This window comes from Microseira wollei NIES-4236 (assembly GCF_020521235.1).
GTDB classification, from domain to species: domain Bacteria; phylum Cyanobacteriota; class Cyanobacteriia; order Cyanobacteriales; family Aerosakkonemataceae; genus Microseira; species Microseira wollei.
This window is the reverse complement of sequence record NZ_BLAY01000090.1, coordinates 19,470-41,517: the sequence shown is the minus strand read 5'-3', so window position 1 is coordinate 41,517 and position 22,048 is coordinate 19,470. Positions and strand designations below refer to the sequence as shown.

Annotated in this window: 17 protein-coding genes and 3 pseudogenes; 8 read left to right on the top strand and 12 right to left on the bottom strand. The window is 45.6% G+C overall.

The window, feature by feature from the left end; translation table 11 throughout:
- Positions 1-196 precede the first annotated feature (196 nt).
- The 3 genes from MiSe_RS26800 (at position 197) to MiSe_RS26790 (ending at position 2,403) form a co-directional block, all read left to right on the top strand.
- The gene (locus MiSe_RS26800; protein ID WP_226586257.1) at positions 197-808 is read left to right on the top strand and encodes a hypothetical protein; all 612 of its coding nucleotides are present in this window, start codon (positions 197-199) and stop codon (positions 806-808) included.
- A gap of 59 nt (positions 809-867) precedes the next feature.
- Positions 868-1,530, top strand: coding sequence for an SAM-dependent methyltransferase (locus MiSe_RS26795; protein ID WP_226586256.1), 663 nt, complete (start codon positions 868-870; stop codon positions 1,528-1,530).
- A 63-nt stretch (positions 1,531-1,593) separates the two neighbouring features.
- A complete protein-coding gene (locus tag MiSe_RS26790) occupies positions 1,594-2,403 on the top strand; it encodes an SDR family oxidoreductase (protein WP_226586255.1) in 810 nt (269 codons plus the stop codon).
- 41 nt (positions 2,404-2,444) lie between these two features.
- Here the strand turns inward: MiSe_RS26790 and MiSe_RS26785 are convergent, their stop codons facing one another.
- From MiSe_RS26785 to MiSe_RS26770, 4 genes are all read right to left on the bottom strand, one after another.
- Entirely contained in the window at positions 2,445-2,642 is a 198-nt protein-coding gene (locus MiSe_RS26785) for a hypothetical protein (RefSeq protein ID WP_226586254.1), read from the bottom strand.
- 118 nt (positions 2,643-2,760) lie between these two features.
- A complete protein-coding gene (locus MiSe_RS26780; protein WP_226586253.1) occupies positions 2,761-2,979 on the bottom strand; it encodes a hypothetical protein in 219 nt (72 codons plus the stop codon).
- Between the two features lie 182 nt (positions 2,980-3,161).
- Positions 3,162-3,497 carry a PEP-CTERM sorting domain-containing protein gene (locus MiSe_RS26775; protein WP_226586252.1) on the bottom strand — a complete coding sequence of 112 codons (336 nt, stop codon included), beginning with the start codon at positions 3,495-3,497 and terminating at the stop codon, positions 3,162-3,164.
- A gap of 205 nt (positions 3,498-3,702) precedes the next feature.
- Positions 3,703-4,005, bottom strand: a complete 303-nt coding sequence (locus MiSe_RS26770; protein ID WP_226586251.1) for a hypothetical protein — start codon at positions 4,003-4,005, stop codon at positions 3,703-3,705.
- A 221-nt stretch (positions 4,006-4,226) separates the two neighbouring features.
- Between MiSe_RS26770 and MiSe_RS26765 the strand changes: the two genes are divergently transcribed.
- Both MiSe_RS26765 and MiSe_RS26760 read left to right on the top strand, forming a co-directional pair.
- A complete protein-coding gene (locus MiSe_RS26765) occupies positions 4,227-9,443 on the top strand; it encodes a PAS domain S-box protein (protein ID WP_226586250.1) in 5,217 nt (1,738 codons plus the stop codon).
- Between the two features lie 329 nt (positions 9,444-9,772).
- The gene (locus MiSe_RS26760) at positions 9,773-10,012 is read left to right on the top strand and encodes a response regulator (RefSeq protein ID WP_226586258.1); all 240 of its coding nucleotides are present in this window, start codon (positions 9,773-9,775) and stop codon (positions 10,010-10,012) included.
- Between the two features lie 18 nt (positions 10,013-10,030).
- On the opposite strand, the gene MiSe_RS26755 is transcribed toward MiSe_RS26760, so the two are convergent.
- Positions 10,031-10,468, bottom strand: coding sequence for a fatty acid desaturase (locus tag MiSe_RS26755; protein WP_226586249.1), 438 nt, complete (start codon positions 10,466-10,468; stop codon positions 10,031-10,033).
- Positions 10,469-10,471: 3 nt separating this feature from the next.
- On the bottom strand, positions 10,472-10,774 hold the full coding sequence (locus tag MiSe_RS26750; RefSeq protein ID WP_226586248.1) for a fatty acid desaturase family protein: 303 nt from the start codon (positions 10,772-10,774) through the stop codon (positions 10,472-10,474).
- 265 nt (positions 10,775-11,039) lie between these two features.
- Here MiSe_RS26750 and MiSe_RS26745 point away from each other — a divergent pair, with 265 nt between their 5' ends.
- Positions 11,040-11,558, top strand: coding sequence for a hypothetical protein (locus tag MiSe_RS26745; RefSeq protein WP_226586247.1), 519 nt, complete (start codon positions 11,040-11,042; stop codon positions 11,556-11,558).
- A 904-nt stretch (positions 11,559-12,462) separates the two neighbouring features.
- Here the strand turns inward: MiSe_RS26745 and MiSe_RS54000 are convergent.
- Positions 12,463-12,630, bottom strand: a pseudogene (locus MiSe_RS54000) (TIGR03032 family protein); the annotation flags it as partial.
- Between the two features lie 700 nt (positions 12,631-13,330).
- Positions 13,331-15,558: pseudogene (gene psaB, locus MiSe_RS26735) on the bottom strand (photosystem I core protein PsaB).
- A 440-nt stretch (positions 15,559-15,998) separates the two neighbouring features.
- On the opposite strand from psaB, the gene MiSe_RS26730 reads away from it, so the two are divergent.
- Both MiSe_RS26730 and MiSe_RS26725 read left to right on the top strand, forming a co-directional pair.
- Positions 15,999-16,139 carry a hypothetical protein gene (locus MiSe_RS26730; protein WP_226586245.1) on the top strand — a complete coding sequence of 47 codons (141 nt, stop codon included), beginning with the start codon at positions 15,999-16,001 and terminating at the stop codon, positions 16,137-16,139.
- Positions 16,140-16,444: 305 nt separating this feature from the next.
- Entirely contained in the window at positions 16,445-16,648 is a 204-nt protein-coding gene (locus tag MiSe_RS26725) for a hypothetical protein (RefSeq protein WP_226586244.1), read from the top strand.
- 135 nt (positions 16,649-16,783) lie between these two features.
- On the opposite strand, the gene MiSe_RS26720 is transcribed toward MiSe_RS26725, so the two are convergent.
- From MiSe_RS26720 to treY, 4 genes and pseudogenes are all read right to left on the bottom strand, one after another.
- A complete protein-coding gene (locus tag MiSe_RS26720; protein WP_226586243.1) occupies positions 16,784-17,647 on the bottom strand; it encodes a cytochrome c biogenesis protein CcdA in 864 nt (287 codons plus the stop codon).
- Positions 17,648-18,017: 370 nt separating this feature from the next.
- Positions 18,018-18,329 (bottom strand): thioredoxin family protein, encoded by a 312-nt coding sequence (locus MiSe_RS26715; protein WP_226586242.1) that lies wholly within the window; start codon positions 18,327-18,329, stop codon positions 18,018-18,020.
- A gap of 75 nt (positions 18,330-18,404) precedes the next feature.
- Entirely contained in the window at positions 18,405-18,947 is a 543-nt protein-coding gene (locus MiSe_RS26710; protein WP_226586241.1) for a thioredoxin domain-containing protein, read from the bottom strand.
- A 173-nt stretch (positions 18,948-19,120) separates the two neighbouring features.
- Positions 19,121-21,980 (bottom strand): annotated as a pseudogene (gene treY, locus MiSe_RS26705) (malto-oligosyltrehalose synthase).
- Between the last annotated feature and the right edge of the window lie 68 nt (positions 21,981-22,048).

Here is a 22,048-nt window from a genome sequence, read left to right as displayed (position 1 = left end):
TTGTGGGATAGGCAAACTCTTGTGGGATAGGCAAACTCTTGTGGGATAGGCAAACTCTTGTGGGATAGGCAAACTCTTGTGGGATAGGCAAACTCTTGTGGGATAGGCAAACTCTTGTGGGATAGGCAAACTCTTGTGGGATAGGCGTCCCGCCTGTCTTTAAACTTCTCAACCGTTGTTTATGGGAATTTTAGTCATGAATACTCGTTTTTTGCCAGGCACTTGCTCTCTAGCTAGCCTTACTACTGTAATCGTTGCTTTGGGCGGATTCTCAGCACAAGCTCAAACTAGGAAAAATGCTGCGGCACCTGCACCAGTTCCGAGTACGACAAGTACTTCTAGCTCTGCGCTGCGGACTCAACCTCAGGTAGCACAAAATGTTGCGCCTGGTAGAACTACTCGTTCTGGTCCGAGCTACATTGGCATCGGTGGAAATCTCATCGGTTTTGGGGGCGATTCACCTCTGAGTGAAAGGTCTTTTGCGATTATCAGCAAGATTGGTTTAACTAACAATTTGTCTTTGCGTCCCTCGGTTTTGGTTACCAGCACTCCTCCAGTTTTTTTAGTGCCGCTGACTGTTGATTTTCCAGTCCAGTCAGTCACTCCAAATGGACAAATTAATCTCGCTCCTTATCTGGGTGGGGGAGCTGTAGTTTCAACGAATGATGGTGCTAAAGCTGGCTTTCTATTGACAGGCGGTATAGATGTGCCGCTGTCGCCTCGATTTACCGCAAATGCTGCGGCAAATGTCGGTTTTATTGATGGAGCAGAAGTCGGTCTAACAGTGGGCGTTGGTTACAACTTTTAAGCGATGCAAGCATTTTGCATGAGAGCGAAACGGCATAACTTGAAAAGGGAAAAAAGACTATGGGATGGCGACGAATCTTACTGTTACTGATTACAGGAACGAGCGTTGCGAGTTTGGGACTTGTTGGATGCACAACTGGGGAACGCAACTTTGAAGCAGAAGCTCAAGCTCCTGTTACTTCCACTCCAATTCAAACACCTGCACCCGCGCTTCCACCCCAAGAAAGGGAAGCAGATGTCCCCTTTGTCCCAACGCCACAATCAGTTGTGAACGCCATGCTGGAACTGGCAAAGGTCGGTCCAAATGATGTGCTGTACGACCTCGGTAGCGGCGATGGGCGAATTCCGATTACGGCGGTGCAGAAATACGGCGCGAGTCGTGCTACCGGCGTGGAAATTAATCCCCAACTCGTGCAGCAAAGTCGAAATAATGCTCAGACTGCGGGAGTAAGCTCGCGCGTCGAATTCCGGCAACAAGACTTGTTCAAAACCGACTTGAGCAACGCAACTGTAGTCACGCTATATCTGCTGCAAGATGTCAATTTAAGACTGCGACCCAAGTTGTTGCAAGAACTCAAACCCGGTACTCGTATTGTCTCCCACAATTACACAATGGGCGACTGGAAACCAGAGCGGGTAGTGCAAATGGAATCAGAAGGAGACCGCCAGCACACGCTTTATTACTGGGTCGTGCCTGAAAAAGTTCCAGAAAATTTGCGATAAACTTGCAATTTCCCATTAGCAATTAGCAATTAGCATTTCTTTTCTATTACTGGGAGAAACAACATGAAAGGATTGAAAAATAAGAATGCCCTAATTACAGGCGGAAGTTCGGGCATCGGTCAGGCAATAGCTATCCGCCTTGCCCAAGAAGGTTGCAACATTGCCATCAACTATCGTTCCAGTCCGGAAGGGGCGGAAGATACCGAAGAAATGGCGATGCAAAAGGCATGTGGAGACATCGAAAATTGTGGTGTTAAGTCTCTGTTAATTCAAGGCGATGTCTCTCAGGAAGAAGACATTATCAGAATGGTCAATACGGTAGTTGAGAAATTTGGCAGTTTAGATATTTTGATCAACAATGCCGGAATTCAAATCGAATGCCCATCTCACGAAATTCCCACAGCAGACTTTGACCGGGTGATTGGAGTCAACCTGCGGGGTGCTTATCTATGCGCCCGCGAATCTATCAAACACTTTCTATCCCAAAACAGTCGAGGGATTATTATCAATATTTCCAGCGTTCACGAAATTATTCCCAGACCGATGTATGTCAGCTATTCCATCAGTAAAGGCGGGATGGAAAATCTGACTAAAACATTGGCATTGGAATATGCAAACCGAGGCATTCGCGTCAACGCCATCGCCCCAGGCGCGACTATTACGCCGATTAATCAAGATTGGATAGATGACCCCCAAAAGAAGGCAGTTGTAGAAAGCCACATTCCGATGGGGCGAGCTGGTACTTCAGAAGAAATGGCGGCAGCAGTGGCTTTTTTAGCGTCAGATGAAGCGGCTTATATTACCGGACAAACGCTGTTTATAGATGGTGGATTGACGCTTTATGCCGACTTCCGGGAAGCTTGGTCTGCTTGAATCATTAGATCAGATTGCTTTCAAAGGACTTACCGAACCTATCACCTTTGTTTCTGCGTATATCTCTCGTGACAAAGCGACGATTTTTCCGAGAAACTTTGGTGTTTGCCTAAGGTTTCCATCCAATTTGTGGTAGGGACTAAGGCTAAAGTAAGTTTTATCCCCCGCTCAAACTTCTTCCGATGCCGTGTCCCTCCAGTGCGATGGGAAGAATGGAAAATTTTGAGTCGTAGGGACAAGGCATCAGTAAGTTTTATCCCCCGCGCCAAGTTTTTCCGATGCCTTGTCCCTCCGGTGCGATCAAAAGAATGGAAAACCCGGTTTCTTAAACAAACCGGGTTTCTGAATCGCGCCAGTTCAATTAAAATAACAAGGATAATTTTGCTGACGATTTAATAATTCGCGAGACTCTTGTTTTACCCAACCGTTCATTGCTGCTTGTTGCAACTCCATAAACGCGATTAAATCTTCCGATGGGTATTTAGTTCTCAGGAGCGAGCGCAATTTGTTTTCCGCGCTCACTGTCAGATATCCTGTCGTTAAAGCTTCTTTGACTAAATTGCTGATAGATGCCATATATATCTCCCCAATCAATGCCAGATTAGCTGCTTTTTTACCTTTGTTTCGCCCACAAACAGGCGAGTTGATTCACAAAGATAACAATTATACACTAATAATGCAATGACGCGAGCCATCTCAAATAAAAATCTTTAAGCTTGTAGTTGCGCTGTCTTCCCGCTTAGCGCAACTACGAACCACTAGAAAGCCGGATGTTCTTTCCGCTTCAGTCGCGAACTTGCTGCGATCGCTGCAACGCCTAGCAATCCCAATACCGTACTCGGTTGCGGTACGCTTTTCTCAGTATCCGACTTGGGCGCTTGGTAAGTTGCACCCCAAATTTCGCTGTTTGTGCCGGTGATGTTGCGAACAAATGTACCTTGTCCGGTGACGGTATTGATGGAAATTTGTTGGCGATCTCTCGTATATCCAAACAAATTCCCATTCTCGAAGGTCAAGCCAAACACATGTTTAAAACCAATGTTGCCATCCCCAAGAACGAGGTAAGTAGAATTGGTTATATCGATGGAATACAAGCGATCGTTTCCCTATTGCCCGCCTTTAGAAATCGCCAAGAATCGATGAGCAGCATCAAATACTAAATCCCCACTACTAACGCAAGTTGCTAGTTATCGGCGTTGCAAGCTTGCAAGCTTGCTAATTGCTAATATAGGATTTTTACCAATCTCGCCATTAGCCATTAGCCATTAGCCGCTCCCAGAGAGATAACTAGCAACTTATTCAAATCAACTTCTTACAACTCGCTGAAGCTAATTCCGAATAGCTTTCCAGTATCAGATATAGCGATATCTGTGAACGCAACCGCTCCGCTTGCAACTTGCGTAAATCGTCATTTGTAGATACGAAAGTCGCGGCTTGGGCAGCAGCCGATGTGCCAAATGCAACTATCGCAACCCCCATGAGGGAGATTGATAATTTTTTGGCAGTCGCTTTATAATTGCTGTCAAAGCGGCGCTGTTGCGGGGAATTACCCATAATTCTGGTAACAGCCTGCAAAAATGTCGCTATTTTTTCAGGAATCATTTAATTTTCTCTTAAAGTAATTTAAGTGGTGTCTGTAGTTCTACGGTTATAAAATTAGGGAAGAATCGGGAAGAAGTAGGGAAGAACCGCAACTTGTAATAAAACGCAACATCCGGAGGCGGATCCTCGGAGATCTCGTTCCCAGGCTCTTGCCTGGGAACGAGTGCCGAGAGGCTCTGCCTCTGGTTCGGTAAAACGTAACGGTAGCTGGGGTGTGTGCAATGACCGCGAATTTAGCTGTGTTGGTGGAACAAATGCAAGTGGCGTTGGATGCGATCGCGCCAGCCGTCGTTTTCTCCAATGCACGCAAGCAAGTGCAGTGGTGCAATGCGTCGTTTGAACAATTGGTCGAACGCCCGCACAGCAGTATCATCGGACACAAGTTATTAGAGTTGCTACCGCTGCCAAAAGCCCGAAAAACCGTTCGTAGAGCCTGGAAACCCAGTAGCAAAGTGACTCAGGGGGAGTACGAAATTACCGAGTATGAATTTCAGCCGTCTGGAAGAAACCCGGTTTCTGTGCTGGAAATTTCTGGTAGCTGGAGCGCGATTGGGGACGATCGCCAACGCACCGAAGCCGCATTAAAAGCCAGCTTTGCCAAGTTGCGCGCCATCGTAGAAAATGCCAATGATATCTTTGTCCTGATCGACACTGCAACGGGAAAGTTATGCTACATTTCGCCTAAAGTTTCAGATTTATTAGGGTATACTCCGGATGAAATGGAGGGTCGATCTTTGGAACCCTTCGTCCATCCCGATGACATATCCAAGTGTCAGGAAGCCTTCAACCGAGTCGTAACAACAGGGGAAAAACAATTAGGAGTTGAACACCGCGTCAGACATAAAAATGGCAGTTGGAGATGGCATCTTTTTAACGCATCTACTTTACGAGATGAAGAGGGAAACTTGCTGATCGTTGCGAGTGGGTGGGATATCACCGAACGGAAACTAGCAGAAGAAGCGTTGCGAGAAAGTGAATTTAAGTTCCGCACCATTGTCGAGAACGTTAACGATTTGATGTTTATCGTTTACCCGGATGGGTTGGTATCCTACGTTTCTCCTAATGTTTTGCATGTCATGGGTTACTCTTGGGAGGAACTGGTAGGTAATTACATGCCTGCCGTGCATCCTGATGACGTGCAAAAGGCTTTAGATGCTTTCAACCAAGTGTTAACAACGGGTGAAAAGTATTCTGGACTTGAGTATCGAGTTCAATATAAAGATGGTACTTGGGCATGGCATATTAGTAATCTTGCTTTAGCGCAAGATGCTAATGGTAAAAAAGTAATTGTTGGTGTAGGGCTGGATATAAGCGAACAGCAAGCTGCGCTGCGCGAACGCAAACAAGCAGAAGAAGCTTTAAAAGCATCAGAAGCGAAACTCAATATGATTCTCAGCAGTGCGCGTGGTGCTGTTAGCCATTACCGCAATTACAGCAATCGGGAATGGGAAGTCGAATATCATTCACAGGGATGTGTTTGGGTTTGGGGTTATACTGCTGAAGAATTAATGGCAGATCAATACTTGTTTGCATCGCGGATGCACCCGGATGACTGGCAAGAAATGCTGCAAAATGTCTTTGATTATATTTTTACCGAACGCACTTATGAATGCGAGTATCGCTATTTCCATCCAGATGGAAGTCTGCGCTGGATTTCCCTGACTTTGAGTTCGGTTCGAGATGATGCGACAGACTGTTGGAGAACAACGGGAATTTCAATTGATATTACCGACAAGAAACGTGCCGAAGCAGCCTTAATCGCTTCAGAAACCAGACTCACAACAATTCTTAATCGGGCGTTGGCTGTCATCTCTAGAGTGAGGATTTATGATGATGGTGAATGGGAATTTGAATATTGTTCTCCTGCCAGTATTCAGCTTTGGGGCTATGTACCAGAAGCGATAATTGCTGACAAAAATATTTTTGGATCGCGCATAGTGCCGGAAGATTTGGCAGTTCTCAATCAACAAGGTGTTGCATCTGTTTTTGTCGGGGAAGCTGGCGAAGGCGAGTATCGGTACAACCACCCGGATGGCAGATTGCGCTGGTTTGCTTTTAGCTTTAGCCCTGAGCGAGATGCAGCGGCAAATTGTTGGATGGCGACGGTAATTTATACCGATATTACTGCTCGCAAATCCGCCGAAGCTGCTTTAGCTGAAAGTGAGGAACGATATCGTCAAATTATCGAAACGGCACAAGAAGGAATCTGGGAAATTGACGCGGATGGGATTACTACTTTTGTCAATCCTAAAATGGCCGATCTACTGGGTTATAAGGTGGCTGAAACCATCGGTCAGCCAATATTTAATTTTATGGATGAAGAATACATTGCGATCGCATCCCAATATCTAGAACGTCGTCGTCAAGGAATTGAAGAACAACACGATTTTAAATTCCGTCGCCAAGATGGCTCTGATTTGTGGGCAATTGTCTCTGGCAATCCACTTCAAAACGAGAAAGGAGAGTTTATAGGCGCGTTAGCCACAATCACCGATATTACAGAGCGAATTCAGGCAGAAGAAGCGTTGCGACTTTCTGAAGCGAGATTAAGGGCGCTTTACGAATCGATTAGTTCTGCAATTGTACTGGGAAGTGCGACGGGAATTGTGGATTGTAATAGTGCAGCAGAACGACTTTTTGGCTGTTCTCGTGCAGAAATGATTGGCAAGCATGTTTCTCTATTTTCATCTCCCATCCAGCCAAATGGTGAAGATGCTTATACACTTGCCAATCAAACGATCGGGTTAGCTTTAGAAAAAGGCAATTATACTTTTGAATGGATGCACCGTCGCGCGGATGGGGTGGATTTTCCGGCAGAAGTTTGTTTAACAGCAGTGGATGTAGGCGCGAACAAATACGTCCAAGCGATTGTGCAAGATTTGAGCGAGCGCAAATCTGCAGAAGCTGCTTTAGCACAACGCGCAAGTCTAGCCGCATTTCGCGCCGATGTCGGTAGCGCCCTCGGAATGAGCGATAGTTTATTAGTCATGCTCAATCGCTGTGCCAAGGCGACAGTCAAACATTTAAATATTACTTGCGCGCGCATTTGGACGATCAACGCCACAGAAAATATCTTCGAGTTACAAGCGAATGCAGGAAGCGATACTCGCTCCAATGCTGCTTACAATCGCGTCCCTTTTCACAAATTCTTCCCCAATCAATCGCCAAAGCTTTCTAGAAATAACGCCATCCTCAAAAATCGAGCCATTGTCAATCCGAATTGGGTGCAGCGCGAGGGAATTGTTGCTGCTGCCAGCTATCCCCTGATGTTAGAGTCAGAAATATTAGGAATGCTGGTGATTTTTTCCAAATCAGAATTAACCGAATCTACCCTGGAAGCATTGCACTTTGCAGCTAGAGAAATTGCATTAGGCATCAAGCACAAACAAGCTGAAGCCGCACTCCAGCGTCGCGCCCAAATTGATAGCATGCTCAGCAGTATTTCCAGGCAGTTTATCGACTCTGATGCAGAGGCGGCGATTCATTTTACATTAGCAGCGATCGCTAAGTTCATCAATGCCGAACGCCTCTGCATTTTTGAGTATGCAGAAAACCAAGAACGATACCGCTTGCTTTACGATTGGTGTGCGGCTGGAATTCAATTTTTTGGCAATTGCCATCAGAATACTGAGGCTTCTATTAACGTTTGTTCTTGGTTGAATAACCAGATGCTTAACGGTCGAATCGTCGCGCTTTCTAATCTAGACGAACTGCCACCAGACGCAACAGAAATCCGAGCATCTTTTGAAACACAATTGATTAAATCTTGCCTGAATGTCCCCATGATTCACGCTGGCAAAGTGGTCGGTTATATCGGTGCAGATGCCATGCGGTTTGCCAAAAATTGGAGTCAAGAAGATATTAATTTAGTCAGATTGGTAGGAGAACTCATCGCCATCGGACGCGCCAGACATCAAGCCGAATCTGCTTTAAAAGTTGCCAAAGAAGCCGCCGAAAATGCCAGCAAAGCTAAGAGTATTTTCTTAGCAAATATGAGTCACGAACTCCGCACGCCGCTAAACGCCATTCTCGGTTTTTCCCAATTAATGGAACGAGACCCCGCCATCACCTCCCGTCAGCAAGAATTCCTGGGAATTATTAACCGCAGCGGCGAACACTTGCTCGCTCTGATCGATGATGTGTTAGAAATGTCCAAAATTGAGGCAGGGCGAATCGTTTTAAATCCGGCTCCATTTAACTTGCATTTTTTATTAGAAACCTTGCAAGAAATGTTTCAAATTCGCACCCAAAGCAAGCAATTATTCCTGGAGTTTGATATCGCCCCCGACTTGCCGCAAGTTGTTGTCACCGATGAAGGTAAATTGCGGCAAGTGTTAATTAATTTATTGGGAAATGCGGTTAAATTTACCCAAACCGGAGGCATCACCTTGCGGGCATTTGTTGACAGTTCGCCAACCGTTAACCCTCAACTATTTTTTGAAATAGAAGATACCGGCAAAGGCATTGCCCCCGAAGAAATGGATCGCCTCTTCCAACCTTTTGTCCAAACCGAAAGCGGAATTAAATCAAAAGAAGGGACTGGTTTAGGATTGACAATTAGCAGACAATACGTGCAACTAATGGGAGGAAATATCCATTGCAATAGCGTCTTGAGTGAAGAGTCGATTTTCACTTTTCATCTGCCAGTCACGTTAGCTAAAGCCGGGGAAATTATTGCCCAACCTACGACCAAAGGGCGAGTAATTCAACTGGCTCCAAATCAACCATTATACCGCATTTTAGTTGTTGATGACCGGCAAGAAAATTGCCAATTACTATTACGATTGCTGCAAACGGTGGGATTTGAAACGAGAAGTGCGGCGAATGGAGAAGAAGCGATCGCAATTTGGCAGCAGTGGCATCCTCATCTAATCTGGATGGACATGCGAATGCCTCTAATGGACGGCTACGAAGCTACTAGGCAAATTAAAGCCATGCAGCGTAGCACAGGCGTCTCGCCTGTGGCAGCTGTTGAGCAGCGCAGCACAGGCGTCTCGCCTGTGGCAGCTGTTGAGGAAAATTACTTTCCTAATACTTTCATTATTGCTTTAACCGCGAGTGGGTTTGAAGAACAACAAGCCAATGTTTTTGCAGCGGGATGCGATGACTTTGTCCGCAAACCTTTTAGAGAACAAGTGATTTTTGATAAACTGGCTCAATATTTGGGAGTGGAATATATTTACGAACAGCCACCAGTAGAAAACTCTCTAACTCCAGCTAACAGTCAAATCGAGCCACTTGATGGTATTGCAGAAATGCCTTCAGAATGGATTGAACAATTGTATCAAGCAGCGCTCGCAGTTGATGGGGATATGATTTCCCAACTGCTCGATCAAATTCCTTCTACTCACAGAAGTTTAGCAAAAGAATTGAGTACGCTGGTATATAATTTCTGCTTTGATGAAATTATGACAATGATTGAAACTTGTTACGGCTAATGGCTAATGGCTAATCGCTCAATCGGGAAAAATGCTATATATCGGGAAAAACTAGCGAAGAAATTAGCAATGAGGATTCTGCTAATTGAGGACGATGAAGCGCTAGTGGATATGTTGTTGCAGTGTCTCACCAGTCAGCAGCGTGTGCGTCAGCACGTATCGCATCTCCGATCTCTTAACTGCGTTGCGAACACAAGTGTTTACAGCACCCGATACTCAGGGATTTCAAGTTGATTTTGGGGTGGCGAATCGCTCAGTATCCCACCGATGGAATAACTTTACAATCCTTGTATCAGATTGCCAGTAGCACTTTACTTTAAGCAGGACTTATCCAGCATCAACCAGATGCGATTTTGTTAGATATGATGCTGCCGTATCTGGATGGACGATCGACTTTGCAACAACTCAAAACCAACCCAAAAACTCAGGCAATTCCAGTCATTTTGGGAACAGCAAAAGCCCAACAATTAGAGCGAGAAAACTTTGCCAATTTGGAAGTTGCTGCTGTTTTCGCCAAACCTTTTCGTTTGTTGCTATTAGCCGAGCAGATCTGCATCGCACTCGGCTGAATCTAGGTAAATTATCCACTAACAGTTGTGCCGTTCACGCACTTCGGGTAACTTCCACCAAGGAACATTAGGATATTGGTGATGTTCCTCGTGGTAGCCAAAATGATAGCAAGTGATAAACGACCAGAAAACGGGAAATGAAGTACTTTTGGCGCGATGAGGATTTGTATATCCCTCTTCTGGCTCTTGGTGGGTCAAAAAGGTGCCAAAATAAAACAGTTGCACCGAACTCAAAAGTGAAGGAATTATCCAAAATAAAGCCATGTTGGCGATGGGAACCTGGAGCGCAAAATGAAGAATAATGAAGATTAAAGCCATCCCCATTAGTCTTGTCCAACTCCAGTAATTTTTCATAAAATAGAGATACCAGCTTAAAAAGTCTTTGTGCTTGAGGTCGTGGAAATCTGGATCTTTTTCGCTAGAAGGAAAGCGATGGTGCAAATGATGCTTTTTCAACAATTATTTGTAATAAAATAGTCCATAAACTAATAAGGATACTGTCCCTACAAAGTTATTAATTATGGGGTCTTTAGGATAAACCACCCCATGCATGGCATCGTGAGCCGTAATAAATAAACCTGTATATAAAAAGGTTTGTAAAACAACAGCACCCCCTATCCAAAAAATAGGAACTTGCGCCAGAGCGACGGAGAGTAGAAAAATTAGACTAATCGCCCATAAACTAATCATGGAAACAGCGATCGCCAGTCCTTTAATAGATTCTTCATCCACAGATACCGAGGTAAATTTGATTGATTGCACGCCTTTTTACCGCTAGATTACGCTTTGTTACGCCTTCATATTAACGACCCATTCCAGCGATAATGTCTATCTATAGTGTCAAAATATCACCCTTTCTTAAGACCGATATTTGTGCTGGATAAAATGTTGGCTAAACCCCACTTTGCCAGGGAATTTTGTTGATGCGTGCTTGCGGTCAATTGCTGAGGTCGTAGGCTACATCGCTAGAGGGATGAAACGTATAAAGTTAATCAAAAAAATATTAATAAAAGACGAAAGTTTTAATATGAGTCTGACATGGCAGCAGGAGGAAAATATGGTTGCGATCGCTAAAAAACGTGCTTTTGGAATATTCCCCAGCCGTAAAGCCACAGAGCAAGCAATAAATGAATTAAAAGCTTCCGGCCCTCCAATGGACAACGTTTCCGTCATTGCCAAGCAAGCCGAAGAAAACGCTCAACTTAGCGGTGTTACAATGAGCGATCGCATCGGCAATCGAGATGTAGAGTCCACAACCGCAGTCCTAGGAGACGCCGTCACGTGTGCTACCTGGGGCACTATTTTAGTCGGTTTGACCAGTTTAGCCCTTCCCGGTATCGGCCCCATCCTAGCCGCTGGTAGCCTCGGCGTAGCGTTGCTTACTGGTGTGGCAGGTAGTGCTATGAGTGCTGCAAATATCGGTGGTTTAGTTAAAGCACTGACTGAGTTGGGTATTGAAGAACCGCAAGCGAGAACTTATAGCGATCGCCTGATCCAAGGTTACTATTTAACGCAAGTTGCTAGTTACATCAAGCGGTACTGGTAATGGCTAATCGCTAATGGCTAATGGGTAGTTGTCAAGAAGGCAAAAGCCTGTTAACCCAATTAGCAATTAGCAATTAGCAAGCTCGCAATTAGCAATTACCGCTGTCACAAGTTATAACTAGCAACTTGGGTTATTTAGTCATCGTAGATGGGACCGATGAAGAAATTAATCGTGCTGGAGAAATCTTTAGCCAGCAGGGTATTCAAAATTGGGGCATTTTTGGTTAATTAACTCAAGTTGCTAGTTATCTCTCTGGGAGCGGCTAATGGCGTTCCCAGGCAGGAGCCTGGGAACGAGGCTAATGGCTAATGTCAGTAAAAATCCTAGATTAGCAATTAGCAATTAGCAATTAGCAACGCCCTTGTTTATAACTAGCAACTTGCGTTAATTAGTTTGTTGTGTAGGGGCGACGGGGTGTGTTTGACCAGCCATCTATGCAATAATCGACTGTTTATCTAAACCTCTTGCAAAAATATTGAACCCGCCAGGGAATTTATTCCCACAGCGAGTAGCTCAATTCCGTTAAAACAAACTGGTTTGATTACATTTAGTCTGTTTTAACCGACTTCAGCTATTAGCCCGGAAATTTATTTCCGGGCGGGTTGTAGACTTTTGCCTTGTTTCCTGACTACTGACACTTTTGTTGTGAGGTGCAAATAATTTGAATTCAATTTTGTTGGGCATAAAGTTTTTTGAGCGATGAAGCGCGCTCATCTCCCAATGCTTAAAACGAGAATATTTATCTAAAAAACCCGCTATTTTTTTCTCCTGTCTTCTGCCCTGGGAATGGAGCGAGGCAAGTTCATCTGTACCTTTAGGTACAAAATTTCAGCCCCCCAGGCTAAAGCCCTTCAGGGTGCAAGCGAAGGGGGTTTGCCCTAGTAGCACGGCGTCATATCATGTCCTCGAATACGGAGAGTCGCCCGTCAGGTTGCCAGCCGATGAAAAATAGCTTTCCCGCTTGAATTGTGGTGAAGGCAAGACTGAGATTTTGCTCGAACAACCAGGGGGTGAATTGACGGGAAGCGTTGATTTCTAGGCTTTTAGCAGGGGCGGTGGAGGTTTGAGTTATATCATGTCCGCGAGAGATCAGTTGTGTATAGTTGATTGTGCGAAAAAGCGTTTTTTCTCCCCCAGCTCCCCCATCCCCTTTGCTCCCCCAGCTCTCCAAACGCAACCGATGCAACCGGACACGATATTATGGGTGGTTTTGGGTAGGTCATTAAAGGTGTTTGTTATTTCGCATTAAAAGCTTGTTAGGTGGCTTTCAGGAAAACTACCTAACTGTTTTATTTTTTGTGTTGGGTGGTGCTTTACTTCACCCAATCTCCGCTTGAAGGATTGCGTATATACTCGCCACCTTTTACCGAATTAATGCCCAAATCTCTGCAATTTCCCTAAAGTTCCGACTTTTCCGACTTTTCTTATTTATGTAAGCTTTAAAAAAGCCGATTTTTTAAAGGTTTTATAAAGTTTTATATATTAACGCAAGTTGCTAGTTATAAACAAGGCCGTTGCTAATTGCTAATTGCTAATTGCTAATATAGGATTTTTACTGACATTAGCCATTAGCCTCGTTCCCAGGCTCCTGCCTGGGAACGCCATTAGCCGCTCCCAGAGAGATAACTAGCAACTTGAGTTATTAATAAAAATTTAGAAGGGCTGTTTGGCACAGCCCCGAACTTGATGAAAGATTCCTCTGCTTGTGAGAGGAATCTGTAGATGCAAGAATCCGCCATCCGGAATGGGGCGGAGTGTCAACCGCGACAAAATCAACCGAATTTACCCGCAGTGGAGGCGATGAGGAATGCTGCGAAGGTGAGGACAAAGCCAACTGTGAAGTGAACTAAACCCACCAACCAACCTTGGACGATGGACAAAGCAACGGGCTTATCCTTCCAGCGCACCAGGTTCGCCAGCGGCGTGCGTTCGTGCGCCCAGACGAGAGTTTCAATCAACTCTTGCCAGTAACCGCGCCAGCTAATCAGGAACATGAAGCCAGTTGCCCAAACCAAGTGTCCGAACAGGAACATCCAAGACCAGACCGACAGGTTACTCGTACCGTAAGGGTTGTATCCGTTGATTGTTTGCGCCGAGTACAGCCAGAGGTAGTCGCGGAACCAGCCCATGAGGTAGGTTGAAGACTCGTTGAACTGTGCCACATTCCCTTGCCAGATGCCCAGCAGTTTCCAGTGGAAGTAGAAAGTTACCCAGGCAATCGTGTTGAGCATCCAGAAAATGGCGAGGTAGAAAGACTGCTCCCAAGCCGAAGTTTGGCAAGTGCCGCCGCGCCCTGGCCCATCGCAAGGGAAGGTGAAGCCGAAGTCTTTTTTATCGGGCATCAGCTTGGTACCGCGAGCATCCAACGCACCCTTGACGCAAATTAGGGTAGTCGTGTGCAGACCGAGTGCGAAAGCGTGATGTACCAGAAAATCTCCTGGTCCAATCGTCAAAAACAGCGTGTTGGTGCTGCGATTGATCGCATCCAGCCAGCCTGGTAACCAAACGTTACCGTGGTTGGGCCAAGCCGTTGTCGCAATGCTATCTGGGTTAGACAGCAGCGTGTCGAAGCCATACAGCAGCTTACCGTGCGCTGATTGGATGAACTGAGCAAACACCGGCTCGATCAAAATTTGCTTTTCTGGGGTGCCAAAGGCGACCACGACGTCGTTGTGGACGTATAAACCTAATGTATGGAAGCCCAAAAAGAGCGACACCCACGATAAGTGAGATATTATCGCTTCTTTATGCTTCAGCACCCGATCTAAAACGTTGCCTTTATTTTGTTCTGGGTCGTAGTCCCGCACCCAGAAAATCGCACCGTGGGCAAATGCACCCACCATCAAAAAGCCTGCAATGTACTGGTGATGGGTGTATAGGGATGCTTGAGAGGTATAGTCAAACCCGATGAAGGCGTAAGGCGGCAGCGAATACATGTGTTGCGCTACCAACGACGCGGCGACTCCCAAAGCAGCGAGGTGAATTCCTAACTGGAAGTGCAGCGAATTGTTATAGGTGTCGTACAGTCCGTGGTGGGGCAGGTTAAACTGACCTTCAACTGGAGTGCCAAAGAAATTTTTGGAGTTGAGCATTTCTTTGATGCTGTGACCAATCCCCCAGTTTGTCCGGTACATGTGTCCGGCGATAATGAAGATGACTGCGATCGCTAAGTGATGGTGCGCCATATCCGTCAGCCACAAAGATTGCGTCTGGGGATGGAAGCCGCCCAAAAACGTCAAAATCGCAGTTCCAGCGCCATTGGACGTACCAAAAGCATGTTCGAGCGTATCCGGATCTTGGGCATAAACTCCCCAATTCCCCGTGAAAAACGGCGCTAAACCCGCCGGGTGCGGTCGCATCCTCAAGAAATTCTCCCAACCCACGTGAATGCCGCGAGATTCGGGAATCGCCACGTGAATTAGGTGACCCGTCCAAGCTAAAGAACTAACGCCAAACAACCCTGCCAGGTGGTGATTGAGCCGAGGTTCCGCACTCTTAAACCAAGTTAAACTAGGGCGGAATTTGGGCTGTAGGTGCAACCAACCCGCGAACAAGAAAAGTGCAGCCAGCAGCAGCAAGAACACTGAACCCTGATACAGGTCGTTATTCGTCCGCATCCCGATGGTGTACCACCAGTGATAGACGCCAGAGTAAGCAATGTTAGCCGGATAGCTGACACCGCCTTGGGTGAATGCGTCAATTGCCGGTTTGCCGAACTGGGGTCCCAAATCGCGTGGGCGAGGGGACGCACATTGATCGGATCTTTAATCCATAACTCAAAGTTACCTTGCCAAGCAACGTGGAATAGAAGGCTAGAAGTCCACAAGAAAATTATTGCCACGTGCCCAAAGTGAGTGGCAAAAATCTTTTGATAAAGACCTTCTTCGGTGATGCCATCGTGGCTTTCAAAATCGTGAGCCGTTGCAATTCCGTACCAGATTCGACGGGTAGTCGGGTCTTGAGCAAGGTCTTGGCTAAATTTGGGAAATTTTGTTGTCATGTATTTTACTGACTTCCTCGATTTAGCGAATGCGAATTGCTAGTCAATCGCGAGAATCAAAACGCTTGCCATAGGGAATCTACCGCCTAATTCAAAGGCAATAACGGGTGAAAAAATCAGGGCTGACGCAGAATTAACCATTAGATTATTGTTAGCAACAGGTATTGCCGCTGCGTCAGCCCTGAAGAGTTTAATTCCCCAATTTTTGTTTCATAAGGCAAGCTGGAATACATCTCATTGAGAGAAGTTATTCACAAATTAACTGGTCGTACTTCTTCCTTCGTCAAATAACTAAAGTAAGAGATTAATAAACATCTGGAAAAAATTTTTTCATACCGCAACAGGTCTAATGTTAAATCAGTTTGTATTCACAGCTACAAAGCGACAGCGGGGCACGGCATAATTAACGTTTATCGTGGAATCGAAATGTTTAATATGCCGTGCCCCTACTGGTATATTTTGTCATGCATATCATGTCCCCTGGCATGGGCATCGCGCGGGGGGCGGGTTTATCAACACAATTCGCTTGGCATCAAAGTAGGGGCGGGTTTAACGAAATATCTCGTGCTGCCACAGATTGATTGGTAAAACCCGCCTCTACAATACCATTAACCATACGAGTAGAGAGGTAGACTTGCATAACGAATTTCTTTCCTAAACTTATCTAAACTTGGCTATTTTAGGTAAGTTTCAAAGCTCCAAAGCGGCAAAAATTGACTGGTGCTGGATCCCAGTTATACTTGTTGGTATAGTACGGCTGGCAAAGTCTGCACTCAACGCCTGTGGACAAGAAGGAGCCGACTCCCAAAGGTTGAAGCAGGAAGCAGACCCTCCAAAAACTGTTTCTGGTTGAATGGTGAACTTTAAGCAAGTTTAGCCAAGTTCTGTGAAGCAGGTTATAGCTGTATCTGGTTTAGAGGATGGGGTGCTGGGCACACCCCTGAACGCCGATGTTGGATTCCTCTCCTGGCGAGAGGAGTCTGTAGAGGCAAGAATCTGCGTCGATTTATGGCGCAGAGTGTCAAGAAAAAGGTATCAGAGTTATCTGTTATTAACGCAAGTTGCTAGTTACATCAAGCGGTACTGGTAATGGCTAATCGCTAATGGCTAATGGGTAGTTGTCAAGAAGGCAAAAGCCTGTTAACCCAATTAGCAATTAGCAAGCGAGCAAGCTTGCAAGCTCGCAATTACCGCTGTCACAAGTTATAACTAGCAACTTGGGTTATTAAAAGAACCAGCGAATACCGTTGATCAGATAGAATCCGCCCGCCAGAATCAGGGCGGCACTGCCCACGCGAATCACCCAGTCGGATTGACCCAGAAGCACCCGGCTTTGCTTGACCAATCCAGCGTACAGACTGGCAAAGAAGATGATGGCTGTGTATCCCAATCCGTAACTTACGAGTGTTGCCACGCTTACCAATTGGGAGCCAGTGGCAGCGGCAGCAGCGATCGCAGCAAACAGAACCGGACTGGAGCAGGGAGAACTGACCAAAGCGAAGGTTAACCCCACTCCGTAGGGACCCGCCGCCGATACAGAAGCCTTAGGTTGAGGCAAAGGCAGGTGAATCAATCCGGCGAAACTTAGCCCCATGACCAAAATGATTGCACCGACAACGACGTGGAAATAGCCGCGATAATCGACTAACACTGCTGCGGCAAAGGATGCAAACAGCCCAAACAAACTGAACACAGTAACGACACCCAGAACAAAAAATCCTGCTTTGGCAAACGCTGCCCGACGAGATGTAATTTTCAACGTGCCGATATAGCTCAAGTTAACGGGCAGGAGTGACAAAATGCAGGGAGAAATACTGGCAATTAATCCGCCAATAAATGCTAATGGAATCAGAACCAAGGGATTGCTGAGATTTTGCTCTTCCAGCCATTGGTGATAAGGATTTTGAACCTGCCCAACAAGTTCTGTGAGATAAAGATACCAGCCTGAAAGATGAGGCGAGATTAAAGTTAGTGCGATCGCTCCCAGAAACAGCCCACCGTAGAATAGCGTTTTGCCAGTGAAAGCAAGTTTGCGGCGCGTGCGGGGCATTTCCAGAGAGGTTTCGTGAGCAGTACGTTCGGATTTCATCGCCAGTTCTCCAGATTGGTGTAGGGGGAAAGTAGGGGTGAAGCATTGATGAGAAAATCTTTGGTGATGCTTCGCCCTGACGCATTTAACGGCTCAAATATCAAATCCTGAGAATCAGGAACAGGACTTATGCACCCAATGTCTCACATGCCGATCCCCCCAACCCCCAATGCCAAGGGGGGCTGTCAGGTTCCCCCCTGGGCAAGGGGGGCTGTCAGGTTCCCCCCTGGGCAAGGGGAGCTGTCAGGTTCCCCCCTGGGCAAGGGGGGCTGTCAGGTTCCCCCCTGGGCAAGGGGAGCTGTCAGGTTCCCCCCTGGGCAAGGGGGGCTAGGGGGGATCGATGCGTCAGTCCTGAGGAAAAAGGCATCTTTTAAACAGCCTGTTGCACTAAGTTCGCGTAATGTTTCTTGGGTTGCAATCCAACCAGTCGCCCCAATTCTTGCTCTTGCTTAAACAACGCAACTGTAGGCACGCTTCTGACATCCAGTTCCATCGCCAATTCTGGCTCTTCGGTAATGTCAATTTCCACCAGATGTAAAACTTCGCTTTGTTCCCGTGTCAGTTGCTCCAAGAGCGGTTTGATCGTCACACAACCACTACAATGGGGCGCAACAAACTTGACCAAAATTGATTTTTCCTCACCGATGTCAAGGGTTTGATGCAGCGAAATAGACTGAGCCATGATGGGTTAACTCCGTTAATTTGGCAGCAATAGGGAGCGAGAGAATCGGTTGACTGAAAACGAGCCTTCGATTTGCTATGAACGCGCACTGATGCGAGCGATCGCTTGGTTAATCGCGTTTACGTATTGTTGCTGATTGAAGTTGTAGCGAAATTGTCGGAAAATCTGCCCATTACTGGGATTAATCACCGCAATGGTGGATGTTTGGGCGCGGTGCGCTGCCAGAAAATTGCTCAAGCCTAACTGTCTGGCTCTGGCTTCTGCTGCCTGAGTGGTGGTGCGATTTGTCACATCAAACACAACGAAATTTGCCTTGCCCTTGAATTGCTGCTGCAATGAATTCGTCACAGGTCTGAGGCGCTGGCAGGCAGAACACCAGTCGGCATAGATTTTGACGATAGTTGGTTTACCCTGCAACTCTGCTGCCAAAGCATTCCCTCTGGGTGCTTGAGCGATTTGAATCTCCCGTTCTGATAACGGTTCTGTCGCCGCCTGAACGACTTCCATACTGGCATTTGAGTTGTGAGAAACAGCAGCTTGAGGCAAAGTCGCGACGCCCAGAACAGTTGCCAAGCTACCAAAACCAAGCAACAGAACCGTTTTGAGATGTGCTTTCACGATTGATCTCCTCCAAGATTACCGATTACTCAGATGTAAGGGTTCATTGCCTTACAGTATCTAATCTCGTAGGTTTGTGTGATACGCGGGTGAAAAATCTATGAAAAATTTTTCATGATTCAGATGCCCCTGCTGGTATATTTTGTAATTCAAAGCGAGCGATTGCCCTTTGTTTAAGCCTGACTAATCAGCAATGCCACGGGGAAGTGTTGTAAAATTTGCGCGAGCGCTACCCGATTGCCCCCAGAAATAGTTTGATTGGTAATCCCATCGCGCCCGGTAGACTCCACGCCAAGGGGCATTAGCAACTTAGTATCTGCCCAAACTTGCTCGCCTAGAGGCAATTCCCCTGGTTTTACTAGGGTGGTGAAGAAGCTCGGGGCGACGGAGATCGCCATTTTATCCCCAAAGCTCCTCGCCAACGCATCTCCTTGCTCAAAAACTGCCACATTCTCTTTTCTTGCTGGCAGCACTTTGTGAGTTAAAAACAGCTTAATCCGCCCATCTTCTTTATTAGACAATAACTCATCGAGCAGTTGATGAATATCTATCTGTGCTTTCTCTTTAATCTCCTTTAAATACCCGATTCGCCGTTCGTAATTTACCGGGCGGCGGTTATCTGGGTCAACCATACTCAAATCCCACAACTCGGTTCCCTGATAAGTATCGGGGACGCCTGGAGATGTATACTTCAGCAAAGTTTGGGAAAGCGAATTATAGATTCCATAGGTGGCTATCCACTTTGGGAAAGGCAGAAACTGCTTCATAAATTGATTCGAGTCAGAAGTATGTAAAACTTTCTCCACAAAAGCCAGAAATCCTGCTTCATAATCCCTATCGTGGCGCAACCAAGCCTTGTGCAGCTTCGCTTCTCGGAGCGATTTAAGGATATAGTCTTTAACCCGTCCTAAAAAGGATTCGTTCTCGCTTTCATCGAAGGGATACGCACCCAACAAACTTTGATAAAAGAAGTATTCGTCATTGGGAACCGGAACGGCTTTTCCTCGCACATAGCTTTTCTTGGGCAGGTTAATTTCGCTGCAAGTTTTCACTTGTTTTTCCCATTCTTCCGGTATTTCTGAAAGCACTTGCAATCTTGCCCGCACATCTTCGCCGCGTTTAGTATCGTGGGTAGCGGTGGCGTTCATTTTGTGAGGCCAAGCAACGTTTTGTTGTTGATTAAATTCGGGTAAATATTCAATATTGATGCCAAATTTACCCGGATGTCCGCCGACTTCATTTAAGGCTAAATGTCGGTTATAAACGTAGAATAAGGTATCCTCAATTCCCTTTGCCATTAAAGCGCCGCTAAGCTGTTGCATCCGCATCACGAAATGAAGTCGATCGGCTTTTTGTTCTTCGGTGAGGAATTCTTCCCATTGCAAAAGCAGCAATTTTTCGATATAATTCAATTCGTTAACTAGGAGGGGAATGCGTTCTCTGGCATGTGCGATCGCTTCCTGAATATAACCGCGATCTTGTTCGATCAAACCATCTCCATTTACATAAGTCCGATACACTGGAAAAACTCGCAGCACTTCCGCCAGCGCTCGTTTTAACCCATTGATGGTAAAATCGCTATAACGCCTCGATTGACCAGCTATCTTTCTCAAAATTTGAGTCAGATTATCTACATCCCCGGCTAAGTTCTTTTCGATGATGATATTTTTCTTCTCAATAAATTGCTCCTCGTAAGAACTATTAATGCCAGTAAATTTGACGTAGAGGTCGGTTAACTCTTTCTCGCTCTCCCGCTTGCAGAAAATCCCGTTAACGTAGTTTAAAAAATCATACCCGCTCGTTCCCTCAATAGGCCAGCATTCTGGTAATTTTTCTTTCAGTTCCAAAATCTTTTCAACGGTAATATAAGCATCTCCCACTTTGTCTTGCAGTCGCTTTAAATATTCCGTTGGGTCGTAAAGTCCGTCAATGTGGTCGATTCTTAGTCCGGTTACTTTTCCTTGTTCAATTAGCTGACTGACCAAATCATGAGCTTTGTGAAATATTTTGATTTCTTGTATTTTAACCGAAATCAATTCGTTAACCGTAAAAAATCGGCGATAATTGATTTCTTCCGCCCCAACTTTCCAGAACGCTAGACGGTAAAACTGTTCGTTTAGTAAGCTATCCAGAGGGTTAAAACTCTCTGGGTTACCCGGTTCTCCATTAAAAAACTTGACGTTGCCATCAATAAATTCTTTGACATCGGGATTTTGGGTATAAAGTTCCCACAAAAGTCCTTTAACAAAGGCGATTTGGTCGTATCGTTCTTTGCCTTTGGTTTCTCCGGGTGCGCTTTTAATTAGATAAAGAATCCCCAGTAATTTGATAAAATCTGGATGACGCCTTCCCAATACCTTCGCCAACTGTCGCAAGTTTTGAGTGATAAACTTGGCATAAGATTCGACTCTGACTGGCAATTTTAAACTGTAATAATTGACGCTTAATCCAGTTTCGTCATATTTGAGTTGAATCTCGCCATTTTCCCAACATTCTCCCTAAAAATTGCCCAACATTGGGGCAAGCACTCGTCCTTTAATATCGTTGACCGTTGCATCGGAATTACGACCTGTAGGGGCAATTAGCAATTAGCAATTAGCAATTACCAAGAAAGGCCGATCATTCCGATGCAACCGGATTTGATATAATATCTTCATATGCCCGTTCCCATTCTATATCGAAGAAGTCAAAAGATTCCGAGTCGTGGCCATTTTCTAAAACATCGATTAGCCAAGCATTTTGGCTATCATATGCCATGTGGTTGGGAACGATGTCTTGCACCCATCCCATGTCATATTTTTTAATTTCTTTTACTAAGGATTCAAAATATTCTGGCGTCCCTAATTCGGGATTAATTTGAGTCGGGTCAACTATATCATACCCGTGGGTACTGCCTGCTCTAGCTTTAAAAATTGGCGAAGCGTAGATGTCAGTAATTCCCAAATCTACAAGATAAGGAATAATTTTTTTTGCCGCTTCAAATTTAAATCCTGAATGGAATTGAATTCGGTAAGTTGCTGTAGGAATCCGCATAATTTAATTGACTCCAATTGGCAGATTTAATACTCGTTAATTCTCGTTTAATTCTCGTTTCCAGGTTC